Origin of the sequence: Andreprevotia sp. IGB-42, from assembly GCF_009848685.1 — a bacterium.
Classification (GTDB): Bacteria; Pseudomonadota; Gammaproteobacteria; order Burkholderiales; family Chitinibacteraceae; genus Andreprevotia.
In genome coordinates this window covers 141,167-159,179 of record NZ_WXTX01000002.1, presented here as the reverse complement: position 1 = coordinate 159,179, position 18,013 = coordinate 141,167, and the positions used below count along the sequence as shown (strand labels likewise).

Annotated in this window: 14 protein-coding genes; 6 read left to right on the top strand and 8 right to left on the bottom strand. The window is 62.8% G+C overall.

The window, feature by feature from the left end:
- Nucleotides 1-57: 57 nt before the first annotated feature.
- Together IGB42_RS03435 and IGB42_RS03430 are read left to right on the top strand one after the other, a co-directional pair.
- Nucleotides 58-6,135: an Hpt domain-containing protein gene (locus IGB42_RS03435; RefSeq protein WP_159666820.1), complete on the top strand. Its 6,078-nt coding sequence runs from the start codon at nucleotides 58-60 to the stop codon at nucleotides 6,133-6,135.
- A gap of 4 nt (nucleotides 6,136-6,139) precedes the next feature.
- Entirely contained in the window at nucleotides 6,140-6,898 is a 759-nt protein-coding gene (locus IGB42_RS03430; protein WP_159666817.1) for a copper homeostasis protein CutC, read from the top strand.
- A gap of 131 nt (nucleotides 6,899-7,029) precedes the next feature.
- Here IGB42_RS03430 and hda read toward each other — a convergent pair whose 3' ends face one another.
- Nucleotides 7,030-7,707 (bottom strand): DnaA regulatory inactivator Hda, encoded by a 678-nt coding sequence (gene hda, locus IGB42_RS03425; protein ID WP_159666814.1) that lies wholly within the window; start codon nucleotides 7,705-7,707, stop codon nucleotides 7,030-7,032.
- Nucleotides 7,704-8,801, bottom strand: a complete 1,098-nt coding sequence (locus IGB42_RS03420) for an AI-2E family transporter (protein ID WP_159666811.1) — start codon at nucleotides 8,799-8,801, stop codon at nucleotides 7,704-7,706. The genes hda and IGB42_RS03420 overlap by 4 nt, the downstream gene beginning before the upstream one ends.
- 103 nt (nucleotides 8,802-8,904) lie before the next feature.
- Between IGB42_RS03420 and purM the strand changes: the two genes are divergently transcribed.
- From purM to IGB42_RS03400, 4 genes are all read left to right on the top strand, one after another.
- On the top strand, nucleotides 8,905-9,942 hold the full coding sequence (gene purM, locus IGB42_RS03415) for a phosphoribosylformylglycinamidine cyclo-ligase (RefSeq protein ID WP_159666808.1): 1,038 nt from the start codon (nucleotides 8,905-8,907) through the stop codon (nucleotides 9,940-9,942).
- A 113-nt stretch (nucleotides 9,943-10,055) separates the two neighbouring features.
- Nucleotides 10,056-10,652, top strand: a complete 597-nt coding sequence (purN, locus tag IGB42_RS03410; RefSeq protein WP_159666805.1) for a phosphoribosylglycinamide formyltransferase — start codon at nucleotides 10,056-10,058, stop codon at nucleotides 10,650-10,652.
- Complete coding sequence (locus IGB42_RS03405) at nucleotides 10,653-11,813, top strand: DUF3108 domain-containing protein (protein WP_159666801.1); 1,161 nt, start codon at nucleotides 10,653-10,655, stop codon at nucleotides 11,811-11,813.
- A 29-nt stretch (nucleotides 11,814-11,842) separates the two neighbouring features.
- Nucleotides 11,843-13,165: an RsmB/NOP family class I SAM-dependent RNA methyltransferase gene (locus IGB42_RS03400; protein ID WP_159666798.1), complete on the top strand. Its 1,323-nt coding sequence runs from the start codon at nucleotides 11,843-11,845 to the stop codon at nucleotides 13,163-13,165.
- A gap of 38 nt (nucleotides 13,166-13,203) precedes the next feature.
- On the opposite strand, the gene IGB42_RS03395 is transcribed toward IGB42_RS03400, so the two are convergent.
- From IGB42_RS03395 to IGB42_RS03370, 6 genes are all read right to left on the bottom strand, one after another.
- Nucleotides 13,204-13,638: a ClpXP protease specificity-enhancing factor gene (locus IGB42_RS03395; RefSeq protein ID WP_159666795.1), complete on the bottom strand. Its 435-nt coding sequence runs from the start codon at nucleotides 13,636-13,638 to the stop codon at nucleotides 13,204-13,206.
- A 175-nt stretch (nucleotides 13,639-13,813) separates the two neighbouring features.
- Nucleotides 13,814-14,419 carry a glutathione S-transferase N-terminal domain-containing protein gene (locus tag IGB42_RS03390; protein ID WP_159666792.1) on the bottom strand — a complete coding sequence of 202 codons (606 nt, stop codon included), beginning with the start codon at nucleotides 14,417-14,419 and terminating at the stop codon, nucleotides 13,814-13,816.
- A gap of 207 nt (nucleotides 14,420-14,626) precedes the next feature.
- A complete protein-coding gene (locus IGB42_RS03385) occupies nucleotides 14,627-15,403 on the bottom strand; it encodes a cytochrome c1 (RefSeq protein ID WP_159666789.1) in 777 nt (258 codons plus the stop codon).
- A 12-nt stretch (nucleotides 15,404-15,415) separates the two neighbouring features.
- On the bottom strand, nucleotides 15,416-16,777 hold the full coding sequence (locus tag IGB42_RS03380; RefSeq protein ID WP_159666786.1) for a cytochrome b N-terminal domain-containing protein: 1,362 nt from the start codon (nucleotides 16,775-16,777) through the stop codon (nucleotides 15,416-15,418).
- Nucleotides 16,778-16,792: 15 nt separating this feature from the next.
- A complete protein-coding gene (petA, locus tag IGB42_RS03375; protein ID WP_159666783.1) occupies nucleotides 16,793-17,377 on the bottom strand; it encodes a ubiquinol-cytochrome c reductase iron-sulfur subunit in 585 nt (194 codons plus the stop codon).
- Nucleotides 17,378-17,510: 133 nt separating this feature from the next.
- A complete protein-coding gene (locus IGB42_RS03370; protein WP_159666780.1) occupies nucleotides 17,511-18,011 on the bottom strand; it encodes a hypothetical protein in 501 nt (166 codons plus the stop codon).
- Nucleotides 18,012-18,013: the final 2 nt, after the last annotated feature.

The following is an 18,013-nucleotide window of genomic DNA, read 5'->3' as shown; positions in this document are numbered from 1 at the left end:
CTAACGATCCGCCACTGCGGGGGCCGTACGCCCCTGCCTTCTCTCGCGAGACCCGCCATGAGCGTTCATACCGAATTTGACCAAGGCTCGCTGATCTGGGTGAAAGGCGAGCTGGAGCAAACCCTGGCTCGCGCCAGCGATGCGCTCGCCGCCTACCGCGAAAAGACCGATGCCGCGCTGCTCAAGCATGCGCAAACCCATTTGCACCAGGCTGCCGGTGCGCTGCAGATGGTGGGCCTCGACGGCCTTGCCCGTTTCGGCGAGGAAATCGAGCAACTGGTGGCCGCCATTGCGCGTGAAGACGTTGCCAATGATTTCGTCACCCTGGCGGAAACCGCTATTGGCGAGGTAAAGCGTTACCTTGACGACCTGCTGGCCGGCAGCCCCAATCTGCCGCTGACCCTGCTGCCGCGCTTTGCGGAAATGGCCCGTGCGCGCAAGGGCAATGCCAGCGGTGCCGAGCTGTTCTTCCCGCTGCTGACCGAGCTGGACCTGCCCAGATCGATGCCGACCAAGCCACTCGGCCCCTCCGAATGGGGCGTGTGGTTGCGCGAGCAGCGCCGCCGTTTCGAAGCCGCGCTGCTGCGCTGGATCCGTGATCATGACCCGGCTGCCGCAGCCGTGCTGGGCCGCGCGCTGGCCGATATTGCCGCCGTGCAGCCGCAAGGGCTGGCACGCGCATTCTGGTGGACCGCATCTGCGGTGTCGGAAACCCTGCCGGTACGCGGCCCGCTCGATATCGATCTCAAGCAGTTGCTGCTGCGCCTGAACCTGCAGATCCGTCGGCTATCCGACGGCTCCACCAAGGTGGCCGAGCGCCTGTTCCGCGATCTGCTGTATGCACTGGCGCACGATCAGACCGGTAGTGCGCTGGCTGCACAATTGAATGAAGCTTTTGCCCTTTCCGGCTTGCTGGTAGACGCCGCCGCTGCGGCACTGCCGGCCGAAGCCGAGGCGCAACGCCAGCAGGCACGCGCATTGCGCGATGAAGTGAGTGCCGCCAAGGAAATCTGGACTCGTGTTGCCATCGGCCACCGCGACCGTCTGCCTGCGTTGCAGGCCGAGGTGGGCAAACTGGCCGAGCGCAGCCGTGCGCTGGAAATCGATGGCTTGCCGGCATTGTGGCAAGCCGTTGCCGCAGCCTGCCAGCGCTATGCCAGCGCAGGCGTGAGCGAAGGCGATGCGCTGGAAATGGCCACCGCCTTGCTGCTGGCCGATAACGCGCTGGCCATCTACCCGACCCGTGCGCCGGATTTTGCTGCGCAGGCCGAGGTGATGGCGCTGCGCCTGGCCGATCCGGGCGCAGACACCACCGAGGCACCGCAGCTCGACGAGGTCAGCCGCGAGGCCCAGGAAAAGCTGTTGCAGGCGCAGCTGGCGCAGGAAATGCGCAGCAACCTGCAGCAGATCGAAGAAACACTGGACAGCTATTTCCGCGATCCGACCAGCCAGGCCGGCCTGAAGCAGCTCGATCCTGGCCTGCGCCAGATCCAGGGCGCGCTGATGATGCTGGAAAAGCACGATGCGGTGGCCTTGCTGCAAGCCAGCCAGCAACGTATCCAGCGCTATGCCGAACAGGAAACGGCACCGGAGTCGTTCGAGCTTGAAGAGCTGGCTGAAGCGTTGTCCAGCCTCGGCTTCTATATCGACGCGATGGCGCAGGGCCGCGATGAAGGCAGCGAGCTGCTGGCCCCCAGTCTGGCCAAGCTGCTGGGCGCTGGCCCGGATGAAGATGATGTACCGGTGCTGGCCGAACTCGAGCAGGAGCCGGAACTGGGCACGCCTGCGCCCGTGGTGGAGCCCCAGCCTGAATCGGAGCCGGCGCGCGAACTGCCGCAATCTGACGAAGCGGTCGATGCCGAGCTGCTCGAGGTTTACCTTGAAGAAGCGGTCGAAGTGCTGGCCACCATCAGCGATAACCTGGCTGCCACGCGTGCCAACCCGAATGATCGGGAAGCTGTCACCGTGCTGCGCCGTGGTTTCCACACGCTCAAGGGCAGTGGCCGCATGGTCGGCCTCAACCACTTGGGTGAAGTGGCGTGGGCGGTTGAACAGACACTGAACAAATGGCTGCAGGCCGAACAACCGGCAGCAGCTGGCCTGCTGGCGCTGATCGATGACTCGCACGCGGCATTCGTCGGCTGGGTGGCGCAACTGGCCAAGAGTGGCAGTGCGCAAGTGGATGAAGCACCGTGGATTGCACGCGCCGAAGCGCTGCGCCACCAGCTGGACCAGGCACCCGTCGAGCCGCTGCCGGAAATCGAAGTTGAACGCAGCGCCAATGGCGACGGTGAAGCAGCGTCGTCCGGCAATGAGGACGTGCTGATTGGTGACGTGATCGTATCGGGCACGCTGTTCTCGATTTTTCGCGATGAAGCTGCACGCCACCTTGACGTGTTGCAGGCCGGGCGCGATGCCTTGCTGGCCGGTGCCAACCTGCCCGGCAACTTCGTGCTGGCCGCACACACCATGGGTGGCATTGCGTCTACTGCCGGCTTCCGTCCGCTGGGCGAGCTGGCCTATGGCCTTGAACATGCAGTACAGCAGTTGAACAAGGGGCCTGCCAGCCTGGCGCGCCATGCCGATGCGGTGTCCGCCGCGGTGGAAAAACTGGCGCTGATGCTGGCTGCGCTGTTCCAGAAGCAAAGCCCGGCCAGCCCGGAACCGGAGTTGTCCAGCCTGGCCACGGTGAATGCCGGCGAGCCGATGGAAATGTCGCTGGACGAAACGCTGCTGGAAGGCACCGAAGACACCGGTACGTTTGCCGCAATGCCGATGCTGCAGCAACCCGTTGCCGCAACGGAAGCCGAAACCGAAATCATCGACATCAGCTTTGACCTGCCGCTGGATAACGCTGCGACCGATGCCGCAGCCGAACAGCCGCTGGAACTGTTCGATGCGGTGCCGCTGCTTGATCTGCCGACCGATGCCACGCCTGACGCCGCAGCGGACGCTGCTGCCGAGGAAATCAGCTTCGACCTGACGCTGGACGATGCCGGGCCGGCAGCTGAATGGGCACCTGCCGAACGGGTGGATGCCCCGCCGTTGCTGGACGAGCAGGCCGATACGCAGGTGGATGACGCTGCGGTTGCTGCGTCAGAAGCCGTTGCCGATCCGTTTGCCGACACCATCAAGCTGGAATTGCCGCTGCTTGATGCCATGACGGATGCCGCAGCCGAGGACAGCGAACAGGCGATTGCCAGCCTGGATCTCCCTCCGGATGAAGTGGCGCCGGCTGCAGTGGATACTGCCGAGCTGGATGAGCTGCTGGTGCTCGATCTGCAGGGCGAGGCAGAGGCGCTGCCCGCTGCCGATGAAGCTGCCGCCGACGAAGAAATCAGCATTGAGCTGCCGGCAGAAGCACCGGCTGCAGCGATGCCGGATACCTCCGCCGCCACAGTGGCTGATACCGCGCTGGCGACAGATGCAGAGCTGGTCTTTTCGCTGGATGACCTGGATATCGAGCTCGATGCCGAGCCGTTGCAGGTCGAAGTACTGGATGCTGAAGTGCCGGTGGCCGAAACCCTGCCGGTCGTGTTGCCGGACGAGGCCTTGCTGGATGTGCGGCTTGATGACGAGCCTGCCGCGGTGGCAGATGGCGTGGCCGAGGCATTCGCCACGCTGACCGACGCAGCATCGTTGATCGAAGAAACGCCACAGGTGGCAGAAGCACTGCCGGCGGTAGCGGCCGAAGAAACCGTGCTGGATGAAATCCTGCTTGATGTAGACCTCGGGGATGAGCCGGCCGATAGCGCGCCAGCCGTCGAATCCGACAGCCTGGCCGCACTGGCTGCCGAGCCGCTGGATGCGCTGCTTGCGCATGATGCACCGTCGCCGTTGTCCGAATTGCTGGTGGTGGCCGGTGCGCACTCGCTGGCCGAACGCAAGGCCGAGCTGGAAGCGGGCATCGTCGATGAAGTCGACGAGCAACTGCTGCCGGTATTCGTCGAAGAAGCCGACGAGCTGCTGCCGGAAATCGGTGATGCACTGCGCACGCTGCGCGAGGGGGCCGATCCGGCATCCGTCGCCACGCTCAAGCGCACGCTACATACGCTAAAGGGCAGCGCCCGGATGTCCGGCGCGATGCGTATCGGCCAGGCCACGCACGAGATGGAATCACGGCTGCTGGCCAGCGCCTCGGAAACCCCGGGCCCGGCACTGCTGGATGAACTCGAAGCCGACTACGACCTGATCCTGGCCATCCACGACGAGCTTACCGGCCGCAAGAAGCCCGCTGCACCTGCTGCAGGTGCTGCCACGCCGGCGGCAGCCGCACCGGGTGCACCGGTGGCCGGCATTGCCCAGCCACTGTTCGGTGCAGCACCGGATGCAGAAGGCAAAACGACGATCCGCGTGAAATCCGAACTGGTGGACGAGCTCGTCAACCAGGCGGGTGAGGTGGCGATTGCCCGCTCGCGTATCGAAGCCGAAATGTTGACGGTGAAAACCTCGTTGCTGGATCTGACCGAGAACGTCACACGCCTGCGCAGTCAGCTGCGCGAGCTGGAAATCCAGGCTGAAAGCCAGATGCAGGCGCGCGTGAAAGAGATCGAGGACGACCACAAGAATTTCGATCCGCTCGAGTTCGACCGCTTTACCCGCCTGCAGGAAATCACCCGCTTCATCGCCGAAAGCGTGAACGACGTGGCGACGGTGCAGCACAACATGCTCAAGAGCCTGGACGACTCCAGCGTTGCGCTGACCGCGCAAAACCGCATGACCAAGGAGCTGCAGCAAAGCCTGATGCGCGTGCGCATGGTGCCGTTTGCCAGCGTGTCCGATCGTTTGTACCGGCTGACGCGCCAGACCGGCAAGGAAGTGGGCAAGAAGGTCAACCTGGAACTGCGTGGCGGCCGCGTGGAAATCGACCGCGGCGTGCTGGAAAAAATGATCTCGCCGTTCGAGCACATGCTGCGCAACGCGATCGACCACGGTCTGGAAACCGCGGAAGAGCGCGCAGCCTCCGGCAAGAGCGAATTCGGTGAGGTGGTGGTGGAAGTGCGCCAGGAAGGCAACGAACTGGTTGTGGTGCTCAAGGACGACGGCCGTGGCATGAACCTGGAGCGCATCCGCGCCAAGGGCGTATCGCTGGGACTGATCGAAGCCGGTACCGAGCCGACCGAGCGCGACCTGATGCACCTGATCTTTGCACCGGGCTTCTCCACTGCTGCCAGCGTCACGCAGATTTCCGGCCGCGGCATCGGCATGGACGTGGTGAAGAACGAAATCGGCAACTTGGGCGGCCGTGTCGATGTGAACTCGGAAGCCGGCCGCGGCACCACCTTCACCATCCATCTGCCGCTGACGCTGGCGGTGACGCAAGTGCTGCTGGTGAAGGCCGGCGCGCAAACACTGGCGATTCCGTCGGTGATGATCGAGCAGGTGCAGGAACTCAAGCAGGAAGCGCTGACTCAGCTCTATAGCGAGCGCGCGCAGGACTGGATGGGCTCGCGTTATCCGTTTGCCTACTTCCCGCGCCTGATTGGCGATGGCCAGTCGGTGCCCGAGCAGAAGCGCTTCTCCACCGTGCTGCTGCTGCGCAGCGGCGTGGCGCGCATGGCACTGCATATCGACCAGTTGGTGAAGAACCAGGAAGTCGTGGTCAAGACCATCGGCCCGCAGCTGGCGCGCATTCCGGGCGTGGCAGGCGCAACGGTGCTGGGTAACGGCGATATCGTGCTGATCGTGAACCCGCTGGCGCTGCTGGAGCGTGGCGAAGTGGCGCCGACGCAGAAGAAGGCCGCCGCGGCGCCGGAGGCACTGCATCAGGCGCCGCTGGTGATGGTGGTGGACGATTCGCTGACCGTGCGCAAGATCACGTCGCGCTTGCTGGCCCGCGAAGGCTTCCAGGTGGTGCTGGCCAAGGACGGCGTCGATGCACTGCAGCAGTTGCAGGATGTGACACCCGCCGTGATGCTGGTCGATATCGAAATGCCGCGCATGGATGGCTTCGAGCTGACCCGCAACGTGCGTGCCGATGATGTCACCAAGACCATCCCCATCATCATGATCACCTCGCGTACCGCGGAAAAACACAAGAAGTACGCGCATGACCTCGGTGTGAACGTGTTCCTGGGCAAGCCGTTCCAGGAAGACGAGCTGCTTGGCCATATCCGCGAATTTACCGGGGCATAAGGCCATGAGTACCGTCATCGATCTGGAAATCTGTGCCGGCTCGGTGGCGAGCGCGCTGGCCGCGCAAGAGGGCGGTGCGGTACGGGTGGAGCTGTGCGACAACCTGCTGGAGGGCGGCACTACGCCGTCTTTCGGCACCATTGCCGCTGCGCGCGATCGCTTGTGGATCACGCTCAACGTGATCATCCGGCCGCGTGGCGGCGATTTCCTGTATTCGGATGATGAATTCGAAACCATGCGCCGCGATGTGCTGGCGTGCAAAAAGATCGGCGTCGATGGCGTGGTGATCGGCCTGCTGACCGCGGATGGTGATGTGGATGTCGCCCGCACGCGCGAGCTGGTGGCGCTGGCCACGCCCATGCAGGTGACGTTCCACCGCGCGTTCGATGTGGCGCGTGATCCGGTGCAGGCGCTGGAGGACATCATTGCCTGCGGTTGCAACCGCCTGCTGTCGTCCGGGCAGGAGCCCACCGCATTGCAGGGTGCGGCACTGCTGGCGCAACTGCAGGCGCAAGCCGCCGGCAGGTTGGCGGTGATGCCGGGAGCCGGCGTGCGCGCCAACAATATCGCCGAGCTGGTGCGCAGCACCGGCTGCCGCGAATTCCATACCTCCGCCCGGGCACCGGTGCCCAGCGGCATGCGCTACCGCAACGAGCGCGTGAAGATGGGCGGCCCGGGGCTGGATGAATACAGCACCCTGGAAACCTCGGCCGACATGACGCGCGAAATCATCCGCCTTGCCAGCGACGCAGCGCCCGGCTGAGATTCGTGTGCATGAGCATGAAAAAAAACCGCATCGGCCTGATGCGGTTTTTTGTTGCCCGGCGCGCAGGGGCCGAGCGGATGGGGTGGCTTTGCTTGCCCACATTGCCAACATTGCCAGCGGTGCCGTTGTCAGGTTATCGCGCTACCTGCCTGTTCGTTGAGCACATCGCGGATCAGTGCGCTGGTCACCTGCCGTTTCAGCGACAGCGCGCGCTCGTTCACCCGGTCCAGCAAGGCAGCAAGGCTGCCCAGGTCACGCGTGGCGTGGCGCAGCAGGTAGTCGGCCACGTCGTCGCTCAGCTCGAACCCCAGCAGGCGCGCATGGCGCTTCAGTGCGGCAATGCGGTCCGGCTCGGATAGCGGGCGCAACTGGTACACCAGCCCCCAGCCCAGGCGCGTGGTCAGGTCGTCGCGCAGCGCCAGCAACATCGGCGGCATGGGGCCGGCAGCCAGCAGCCGGCCGCTGCCTTCCTTGAGCGTGTTGTAGTGATCGAACAGGCGGATCTGCTGCTCGGCATCCAGCGCGGCAACGTTATCGACGATCAGTGCGGCATCGGCCGGCAGCGGGAACGGCAACGCTTCCGTAGCCGCATCGATATGCACCGCGTTGCCCACACGGCTGGCCGTAGCCGCCAGCAGATGCGTCTTGCCGGCGCCGGATTCACCCCACAGGTAGAGGAAACGCGTGCTGTCGCTGCCTGCAGCCCATTCGGCCAGCATGAACAGCAGCTCGGCATTGTCGCCGGCAACGAAATCCTCGAAGCCCGACGGCATCGCCAGGCGCAGGTCCAGCACCAGCTGTTTCATCGAATGGCCTTGCGTACTGCTGCGCGGCGATAAGCGGGGCTGGCAATGTACATGCGCTTGAGGTGGCGTACGCCCACCTGCAGCACGGCCGCCATCGGCAGCGCCAGCAGCACGCCCACAAAGCCGAACAACTGGCCGAACGCCAGCAAGGCAAAAATCACCAGCACCGGGTGCAGGCCGATGCGATCACCCACCAGCTTGGGTGTGATCACATTGCCTTCCAGCGCCTGGCCCAGCCCGAATACCAGCCACGCGGGCCACAGGCCGGCAAAGCTGCCGTATTGGCTGAGCGCGGCCAGCGTGGCCAGCAGCAGGCCGGTGAATGAGCCCAGATAGGGGATGAACGTGAGCATGCCCGAGACGATACCTACCGGCAGCGCGGCATCCAGCCCCACCAGCCACAAGCCACCCGCGTAGATCGCGCTCATCACCAGCATCACCGTGAGCTGGCCGCGCAAGAACTCCGACAGCACATCATCGAACTCGTGGAACAGCCGGTTCACCCGCCCCAGCAGCCGGCGCGGCACCCAGCTCTGCAGCGTGGGAAACAGCCGGTTGCCATCGCGCAATGCATAGAACAGGACGACCGGCACCAGCGCCAGGTTCACCAGCAGGCCAAACAGCAACAGGCCCTTGCTGCCGACCTGTTGCGCCAGGCCGGGTAACCAGCTTTTCAGCTCGCCGGTATGGCTGGCCACCCAGGCGGACAGGGTATTGGTATCGATGGCCAGTTGCAGCCCCAGCCGGCTGTTGATGGCCGGCAGCCAGCTGCCGGACAATTTTTCGGCAAGCTTGGGGATGCTGCTATAAAGCATCTGGAACTGGTCGATCAGCAATGGGGTGACGATGACGGCCAGCAGCAGGAAAAAAACCAGTACCCCGGTCATCACGACGATGGCGGCAATGTTGGCATTGATCCGCCGCGCAACCAGCCAGTCCTGTGCCGGATGCAGGATATAGGCGAGCACAGCCGCCGCCGCGAAAGGCATCAGGATGGGCAAAAGCTGGTAGCAAATGGCGCCCACCACGGCGACCAGGACCAAGGGCCAGGCCGGGTGGAGATCGCGCGTGCGGCGGGCAGACAGGCGTTTCATCGCGGGATGCGGTAAACTACCGCGTTTTCAGTGGGTTGGGCGCCATTCTAACCGAGAAAGCATCCGTTCCACCGTAAACCCTGATTTCACCACGAGGCCGTGCATGAGTTCCCAAAGCCTGAGCTACCGCGATGCGGGTGTCGATATCGACGCCGGCGACCAGCTTGTCGAAAATATCAAACCCTTTGCCAAACGCACCATGCGCCCGGAAGTGCTGTCCGGCATTGGCGGTTTTGGTGGCCTGATCGAGATCAGCAAGAAGTTCAAGGAGCCGGTACTGGTTTCCGGCACCGACGGCGTGGGCACCAAGCTCAAGCTGGCTTTCGAGCTGAACCGCCACGATACCGTCGGCCAGGATCTGGTGGCGATGAGCGTGAACGATATCCTCGTCCAGGGTGCCGAGCCGCTGTTCTTCCTCGATTACTTCGCCTGCGGCAAGCTCGATGTCGATACCGCTACCGAAGTGATCCGCGGCATTGCACTGGGCTGTGAATTGTCCGGCAGCGCGCTGATCGGTGGTGAAACCGCCGAGATGCCCGGCATGTACCCGCTGGGTGAGTACGATCTGGCCGGCTTTGCCGTCGGTGTGGTCGAGAAAGCCCACATCATCACCGGCAACGACATCAAGGCCGGCGATGTGGTCTTGGGCCTCGCGTCCAATGGCGCGCACTCCAACGGCTATTCGCTGATCCGCAAGATCCTGCATCTGACCGATGCCGATTACGCTGGCGAGTTCGAAAACGGCAAGAGCCTGGCCGACGTGGTGATTGCGCCAACCCGCATCTATGTGAAGCCCATCCTGAAACTGATCGAGCAACTGACGGTCAAGGGCATGGCGCACATTACCGGTGGCGGTATTACCGAGAACGTTCCGCGCGTGCTGCCGTCCAATGTTGTAGCGCAGATCGATGCGAAGAGCTGGTCTTTCCCCAAGCTGTTCCAGTGGCTGCAGAAGGAAGGCAATGTGGCGACCGATGAAATGCACCGCACCTTCAACTGTGGCGTGGGCATGGTCGTGATCGTTGCTGCGGAAGATGCTGCTGCTGCGAAGGCGCTGCTCGAAGCCGAAGGTGAAACCGTCTATACGCTGGGTGCGATCCGCGCCCGCAACGGGGACGAACACCAGACGCAAATCGCGTAACGCGACTGGCAAGCCCCGCCGCAGTGGCGGGGTATCGTGAAGCGCCGGGTGATCCCGGCCCTTTCACCGGGGGCGCGCAAGCGCCCCGTCGCTTTTCCAGCTATCAAGAGTTCATGAAAAACATCGTTATCCTGATTTCCGGCCGTGGTTCCAATATGCAGGCCATTGTCGATGCCGATATCGCCGGCGCCAAGATCGCCGCAGTGATCGCCAACCGTGCGGATGCGGGTGGCTTGGTGTGGGCAGCCGAGCGGGGCATTGACACCGCGGTGCTCGATCACAAGGGTTTTGCCGGGCGCGAGGCATTCGACGCCGCGCTGGCGGAGCTGATCGATGGCTACCGGCCCGATCTGGTGGTGCTGGCCGGATTCATGCGCATCCTCACCGCCGGTTTCGTCAATCATTATGCCAACCGGCTGATCAATATCCACCCGTCGCTGCTGCCATCATTCACCGGCCTGCACACGCACGAGCGCGCCATCAATGAAGGCGTGAAGTTTGCCGGCTGCACCGTGCATTTCGTCACTGCCGAACTCGATCATGGTCCCATCATCGCGCAGGCGGTCGTACCGGTGCTGGATGACGATACCCCGGATACACTGGCTGCCCGTGTACTCAAGGAGGAGCACCGTCTGTATCCGCAAGCCGTTGCCGATTTTGCCGCAGACCGCCTGGTGCTTGAGGCGGGCCGCGTGAAGCGCAGGGGCTGAATGACACCGCGCCACCGCCGCTGGCTGATCTGGGCGCTGCTCGCGTCCCTGTTCCTGCACATCGTCAGCATCGGCGGCGACACGCTGTTGCTGCTGGCCGGCGAATGGGCGCGCAACGAGCCGCTGAAGCTGCGCACGCCGACCAGGAAGCTGGTCAGCCAGGATATGGATGAAGCCGGCGAGCTTGCCTCGCTGGCGGGTGTGAAGCCGGCGGAAAACATCACCATACAACTGGGCAAGCCCAAACCTGCCGCGCGACCGGCGGCAACACCGGTGCCGGCACGCAATGCACGCAAGCCCGCCGTTACCGGCAAGCCTGCGCTGGCGGCGGCGGGCACGGCGTCTGCGGTTGCGGCGGCGAGCAGTGTTACCGCATCGCAGGTGTTGGCGCAGGCCTCGGCAGTGGCGCCACAGCCCAGCACAGTGCCCCAGGTGGCTGTCGCGACGCAGGCGGCCAGCAAGCCGGCCGAGCCCGCCTCTGCACCAGCCAGCGAGACACCGAAAGCACTGCAGTTTCCGCGCAAGGTCGATATCACCTATACCTGGGGCGTGATCCCGGCGCGCATGAGCTGGGAAGTCGACCACGGTCAATACAAGCTGGCGCTACGCGGCGCGCTGTTCGGGCGCACCCGTACCATTGCGAGTGAAGGCAAGGTAGGCCGGAACGGCGTGGTGCCGATGCATTTCTCCGATACCAAGGATGGCAAGCTGCTCAACGAAGCGACATTCGACTGGGATGCGCTGGCGGTGCAGATGAACGACAACGGCAAGTTCGCCAGCGAGGTGCTCAAGCCTGGTGATCAGGACTTGTTCTCGGCGGCGTTCCAGTTTGCGCTGCAAGGCTCGAAAATGAAGAACTTCACGTTCTCCATGGTGAGCGGTCGCAAGTTCTACCGCGATATCCCGTTCGAGCTGCGTGGCGAGAGCACGCTCAACCTGAACGGCAAGCTGGTCGATGCCATCCTGCTGCGTGGGCAGTATGAAGACCGCGTATTCGATTTCTGGCTGGCGCCGGAATGGAACAACATGCCCGTGCGCATTCACCTGACGCTGGGCAAGGAAAACACGTTCGATATCTGGGCAAGCCAGATCACCATCAATGGCGAAACCGTACTGGCTTCGCCGGCGCAACAAAGACCCAACGGCATGCACCGCCCCTGAACCGGGCTTTGCAGGCCAAGAGAGATACCATGCTGAACCGTACCCAATTCGATGCCACGCTGGACGTGCTGCATCAAGTATTGCCCTTTACTGCCCCGGCCGACGTGATCCTGTCGCGTTATTTCCGCGATGAGCGCCAACTGGGCGCGCGTGACCGCGCGATGATTGCCGAAACCGTGTTCGGCCTGCTGCGCCACCTGCCACGTATCCAGTGGCTGACCGGCGAAAAGGCTGGCGTGATCGAGTGGCTGATCGCGTATTTCTCGGCGGTGGAAAAGCGCAACATGCGCGAGCTGGAAAGCATTTTCGACGACAAGAAGCTGGAGCTCGCCAAGCAGTGGAAGGCGGTGGACTGGTCGAGCGCGCCGCTGCACGTGCAGGCCGGCTTGCCGGATTGGTCGGTGGCTGCATTGCAGGCCGGCGGCATGAGCGATGCGGACGTGCTCGAGCTGGGCCGTGCGCTGATGCAGTCCGCACCGTTGGACCTGCGCGTGAACATCCTGAAAATGAAGCGTGAAGGTGTGGTGGAAGAATTGCTGGCAGCCGGCATCGAAGCCAAGCCCACGCCCTATTCACCATGGGGTCTGCGTATCCACGGCAAGCCGGCGCTCAACAAGCATTCGTTATTTCTTGGTGGCGGTTTCGAGGTGCAGGACGAAGGCAGCCAGCTGCTGGCGCTGCTGACCGGTGCCAGGCGCGGCCAGATGATCGCCGATTTCTGCGCCGGTGCCGGTGGCAAGACGCTGGCCATCGGCGCAATGATGCAATCGACCGGCCGCCTGTATGCATTCGATATCTCTGAGAAGCGCCTGGCCAATCTCAAGCCGCGGCTGGCGCGCTCGGGCCTCTCCAACGTGCAGCCGCAATTGATTGCCAGCGAAAACGACCAGAAGATCAAGCGCCTGGCCGGCAAGATGGATTCGGTGCTGGTGGATGCACCGTGTTCCGGTCTGGGTACGCTGCGCCGCAATCCGGACCTGAAATACCGGCAGAGTGCCAAAAGCGTGCAGGAACTCAATGCCAAGCAGGCCAGCATCCTGGCCTCTGCCGCGCGGCTGGTGAAGACCGGCGGCCGGCTGGTGTATGCCACCTGCAGCGTGCTGCCGAGCGAGAACACGCAGATCGTCGATGCTTTCCTGGCTGCCCATCCGGATTTCGAGCTGCTGGATGTGCGCGAGCTGCTGGCCAAGGAGCGCGTGGAGATCGCGCTGGATGGCCCGATGCTGCAGCTGTGGCCACAAACGCATGCGGCAGACGGCTTCTTTGCCGCGGTGATGACGCGCAAGGCGGCCAAAGTAGCGGTGCCGGACGAAGCCAATGAAACCGCAGCGCCTGACGACGCAGCAAGCTGAAACAAAAAACCCGCCGGAAGGCGGGTTTTTCATGGCAACTACTTGACGATGCGCAGTGCCGGCTTGCCGGTACCGGGGCGCGATGGCGGCGGTTCATCACCGTCGTCATCCGGCTTGCTCTCCGGTGCGGTTTCCAGCGGCGGCACTTCGTGCACGGGGCCTTCTTCGTATTCAAAGCCCATGCCCTCGCCATTCTCGCGCGAGAAGATCGATACCACCGCGCCTACCGGCAGGTTGATATCACGTGATACGCCGTTGAAGCGGGCGGAGAAACTGATGTAATCGTTGCCCAGGCTCAGGTTGCGCGTGGCGTTGTAGCTGATGTTGAGCACGATTTCGCCGTTCTTCACGTACTCCATTGGCACCTGCATCTTGCCGCGCACCGATACCACCAGGTAGGGCGTGAAGCCATGATCCGAACACCATTCGTGCAGCGCGCGGATCAGATACGGTTTGGTCGAGACAGATTGCATGGGGACTCTCCATGTGAGGGGAGGTAGAAGCGCCGGCAGAGTCGCCGCCGGTGCTGCAGTCTTCACTCTATTTTAGAGCCTGTTCCAGCAATCGGGCAGCCCGTGTGGCATGCATGCCGGCACATGATGCCGGTTCATCCACCCACGCGTGCAACCCGCTTGCCGTGTGCGCTGCTTACTTGCGCATGGCCTTTTCGTTGGCGGTCAGCGATTCGATGAACGCTTCGCGGCTGAACAGGCGCTCGGCGTACTTCATCAGCGGCGCCATGGCCTTGGTCACTTCGATGCCGTAGTGGTCGAAGCGCCACAGCAGCGGTGCAATCGCCACGTCCAGCATCGAGAATTCTTCGCCCAGCATGAACTTCTGCTTGGCGAACACCGGTGCGATCTGGGTCAGGCTGTCACGGATGGCCACGCGGGCGGCTTCCAGTGCCTTCTTGTTGCTGCTGCCGTCTTCCAGCGTGCGCACGTGGATGAACAGCTCGCGTTCGAAGTTGAACAGCATCAGGCGGGTACGCGCGCGCATTACCGGATCGGCCGGCATCAGTTGCGGGTGCGGGAAGCGCTCGTCGATGTATTCGTTGATGATGCTCGATTCGTACAGGGTGAGATCACGTTCGACCAGAACCGGCACTTCGTTGTACGGGTTCATCACGGCCAGGTCTTCCGGCTTGCTGTGGATATCGACATCGATGATTTCGAAGTCCATGCCCTTTTCGAACAACACAATACGGCAGCGGTGGCTGAACGGGCAGGCGGTACCGGAATACAGCTTCATCATGGCGCGGAATTTCCTGTGGACAATTGCAAAGACGAGATTCTACCGAAAAGGGCTGTGGATAAGCCAGCGAGTGTTGCGTAATGCCTTGTATTTAATGAGAAAAACGGCTGATGTCGTGCAGCATGAAAAGCATGTTTTTCGGGCGTCTGGCGCAAATTGCCATAAAAAAAGGCACCCCGCAGGGTGCCTTCATCCAGCCACGATGCCTCAGTGGATATCGCGCCAGTATTCTTTCTTCAGCAGGTAAGTGAGCGGTACCAGCACGAACAGCAGGAACAGCAGCACGGCGTAACCGATCTGCTCACGCTTGACCTGGCCGGGCTCGGATACGAACACCAGGTAGCTCACCAGTTCGCCCACGCGCTTGTCGAACTCGCGCTGGTCGTACTTGCCGTCTTCGGCAATCGAGGTCAACAGGCCCGGCTTCACCAGCTTGAGGCCTTCAAGGTGATGTTCTTCCTTGCCGGTCTCATGGTTTTTCACGGTCTTGTATTCGGCTTCCTGAATGCCTTGCAGCTCCCACAGCACGTGCGGCATGCCGACCTTGTCGAACGCGAGGTTGTTCCAGCCGGTAGGGCGGGTGTCATCGCGATAGAAGGTGCGCAGGTAGGTGTACAGCCAGTCTGCACCGCGCGAGCGGGCAATCACCGACAGGTCCGGCGGCGTGGCGCCGAACCATGCCTTTGCGTCTGCCGCCGGCATGGCAATGCGCATCTGGTCACCCACCTTGTCGGTGGTGAACATCAGGTTCTTCTTGATCTGCTCTTCGGTCAGACCCAGCGCCTGCAGGCGGTTGAAGCGCATGTTCATCGCGCCATGGCACGACAGACAGTAGTTGGCAAAAGTTTGCGCGCCGCGTTGCAGCCCTTCGACATCGCGCAGGTTGACGGGTGCCTTGTCGAGGGCGATGCCGCCCTCGTTGGCGAATGCCGCAGGTGCCAGCAGCACCAGTGCAGCGAGGAAACGACGGATATGCTTGATCATGGGGTCGTCTCCTTAGATGTGTTGGATCAATGCGGTGAACACGGCAGAACCGATGATCGCCACCAGCATCCAGAACACGAAGTGCAGCTGGCGCTTGCCATTGGTATCGGTCACCCGCTCCGGCACTGGCAGGGTCTTGCCCAGTGTGGAGAAGTACGGCATGCCGAGGAAGAAGCCGAAATACATCACCGAGAAGATCTGCGACAGCGTGGTACGCGGGCCGGTCGGCGGCAATGCGCCGAGGATGCCCAAGCCGATGAACGCCACCAGGAACAGGCCCAGCAACACCTTGAAGATGGTCGGGCGGTAACGGATCGACTTCACCTTGCTGCGGTCCAGCCACGGCAGGAAAGCAATCACAACCACACCGGCGCCCATGCCCAGCACCCCCCACACCTGTGTGCCGAGGAAGGACGGAATTGCCCGCAGGATCGCGTAGAACGGCGTGAAGTACCACACCGGTGCAATATGCGGCGGCGTTTTCAGCGGATCAGCCGGGATGAAGTTGTTGTCTTCGAGGAAGTAACCGAACACATTGGGCAGGAAGAACACGATGGTGGTGAACACCACCAGGAACACCGCCACGCCGAACACATCCTTCACCGTGTAGTACGGGTGGAAAGGGATGCCGTCGAGCGGGATGCCGGTTGCCGGATCCTTGTTCTTCTTGATCTCCACGCCGTCCGGGTTGTTCGAGCCCACTTCGTGCAGCGCGATCAGGTGGGCGACCACCAGTGCCAGCAGGATCAGCGGCACGGCAATCACGTGCAGTGCGAAGAAGCGGTTCAGCGTGGCGTCCGATACCACGAAGTCGCCGCGGATGAATTCCGACAGGTCCGGGCCGATCACCGGCACCGATGCAAACAGGTTCACGATCACCTGCGCACCCCAGAACGACATCTGGCCCCACGGCAGCAGGTAGCCGAGGAACGCTTCAGCCATCAGGCACAGGAAGATCAGCATGCCGAAGATCCACACCAGCTCGCGCGGCTTCTGGTACGAGCCGTAGATCAGCCCGCGGAACATGTGCAGATAAACCACCACGAAGAACATCGATGCACCGGTGGAGTGCATGTAGCGGATCACCCAGCCACCACCCACGTCGCGCATGATGTATTCGACCGATGCAAACGCCACCGACACATTGGTGCCCGGGATCAGGTTGCCGTCCGGCTTGTAGTTCATCGTGAGGAAAATGCCCGTCACGATCTGGATCACCAGCACCAGCAGCGCCAGCGAGCCGAAGAAGTACCAGAAGTTGAAGTTCTTCGGTGCGTAGTACTCGGAGACATGCTCTTTCCAGAGCGCAGTCAGCGGGAAACGGTCATCAACCCATTGCAGGGTATCTTTGCCGATTTGTTCTAGTTTGCTCATTGTTCGCTCCGGGCCTTATTTGTCATCGCCGACGATGATGGTGCTGTCGGAAAGGAACTTGTACGGCGGGATGACCAGGTTGATCGGCGCCGGGACATTTTTCAATACGCGGCCGGCCAGATCGAACTTCGAGCCATGACAGGGGCAATAAAACCCGCCGCGCCACTCGGGGCCGAGATCGGCCGGCGCGAGTTCCGGGCGGAAAGTCGGCGAACAGCCCAGATGCGTGCAGACGCCGACGGCCACCCAGATATCCGGCTTGCGCGAACGGCCTTCATTGCGGCAGTACTCGGGTTGATCGCTCGATTCCGATTTCGGATCGACCAGGATCGGATCGTTCTTGGCGAGGTTGGCAATCATTTCCGGCGTGCGCTTGACCACCCACACCGGTTTGCCACGCCATTCGACGTTGATCTTCTGGCCCAGTTCCACTTTGCTGATGTCCACTTCCACCGGCGCACCGGCGGCCTTGGCGCGCTCGGACGGGAGGAAACTGGCGACGAACGGAATCGCTACGCTGCCCACTGCCACGGCGCCCGCGCCACTGGTGGCAAGCAGCAGGAAGCGCCGTTTGCTGTTATCTACTTGCTGATCACTCATACCTTATCCCTGATGAAAGCAATCCGATGTGCCGCCACAGCATGCTGGGCGCAACGCTCGGGATGCACGGCTTCCGAGGCTAAACGCGCGAATTCTACCCGAGCGGTTTGGGAACTCAAAGCCGGTGTTGCGGTCACCGCCTGTCGTTACCCGCATAGCCCGCCAGCTCGCGCTCAAGCTGGCTTGCCACCTCGTTGGTAATTTCGTTCACCTGTTCGCGGCCGGTGCCCGGGTTCAGTACTTGGAATACGCGCGCGGAAAGCTGCAGGTTGCCGCTGACCGGGGTCAGCAGGTAGCGCATGCGGGCCTCGGTCGGCACCTTGGTTTTCTGCACCGGCATGGTGAACTCCACCCGGTTGCCGGTGCGTATTTTCAGCGTCATGCCACGGCCGGTACGGTAGCGAACGATATCATCCAGTACGGCGGCGGCAGCGCGGCCCTGTATGGTCACGCTGGGTGGCTGGGCCTCGGGCGAGGGCCGCGCCGGCGTGGGCAGCGGGGTGGGTACCGCCGGGGCTGCAGGCTTGCCCGGCGTGGTATTGGTGCCCGGCGTGCCGGGGGCGGCGCAGGCGGCCAGTAGCGCTGCGGCCAGCATGGATATTGGCCAGAGCGGCGTGCGGAATCGTTGGAACATGG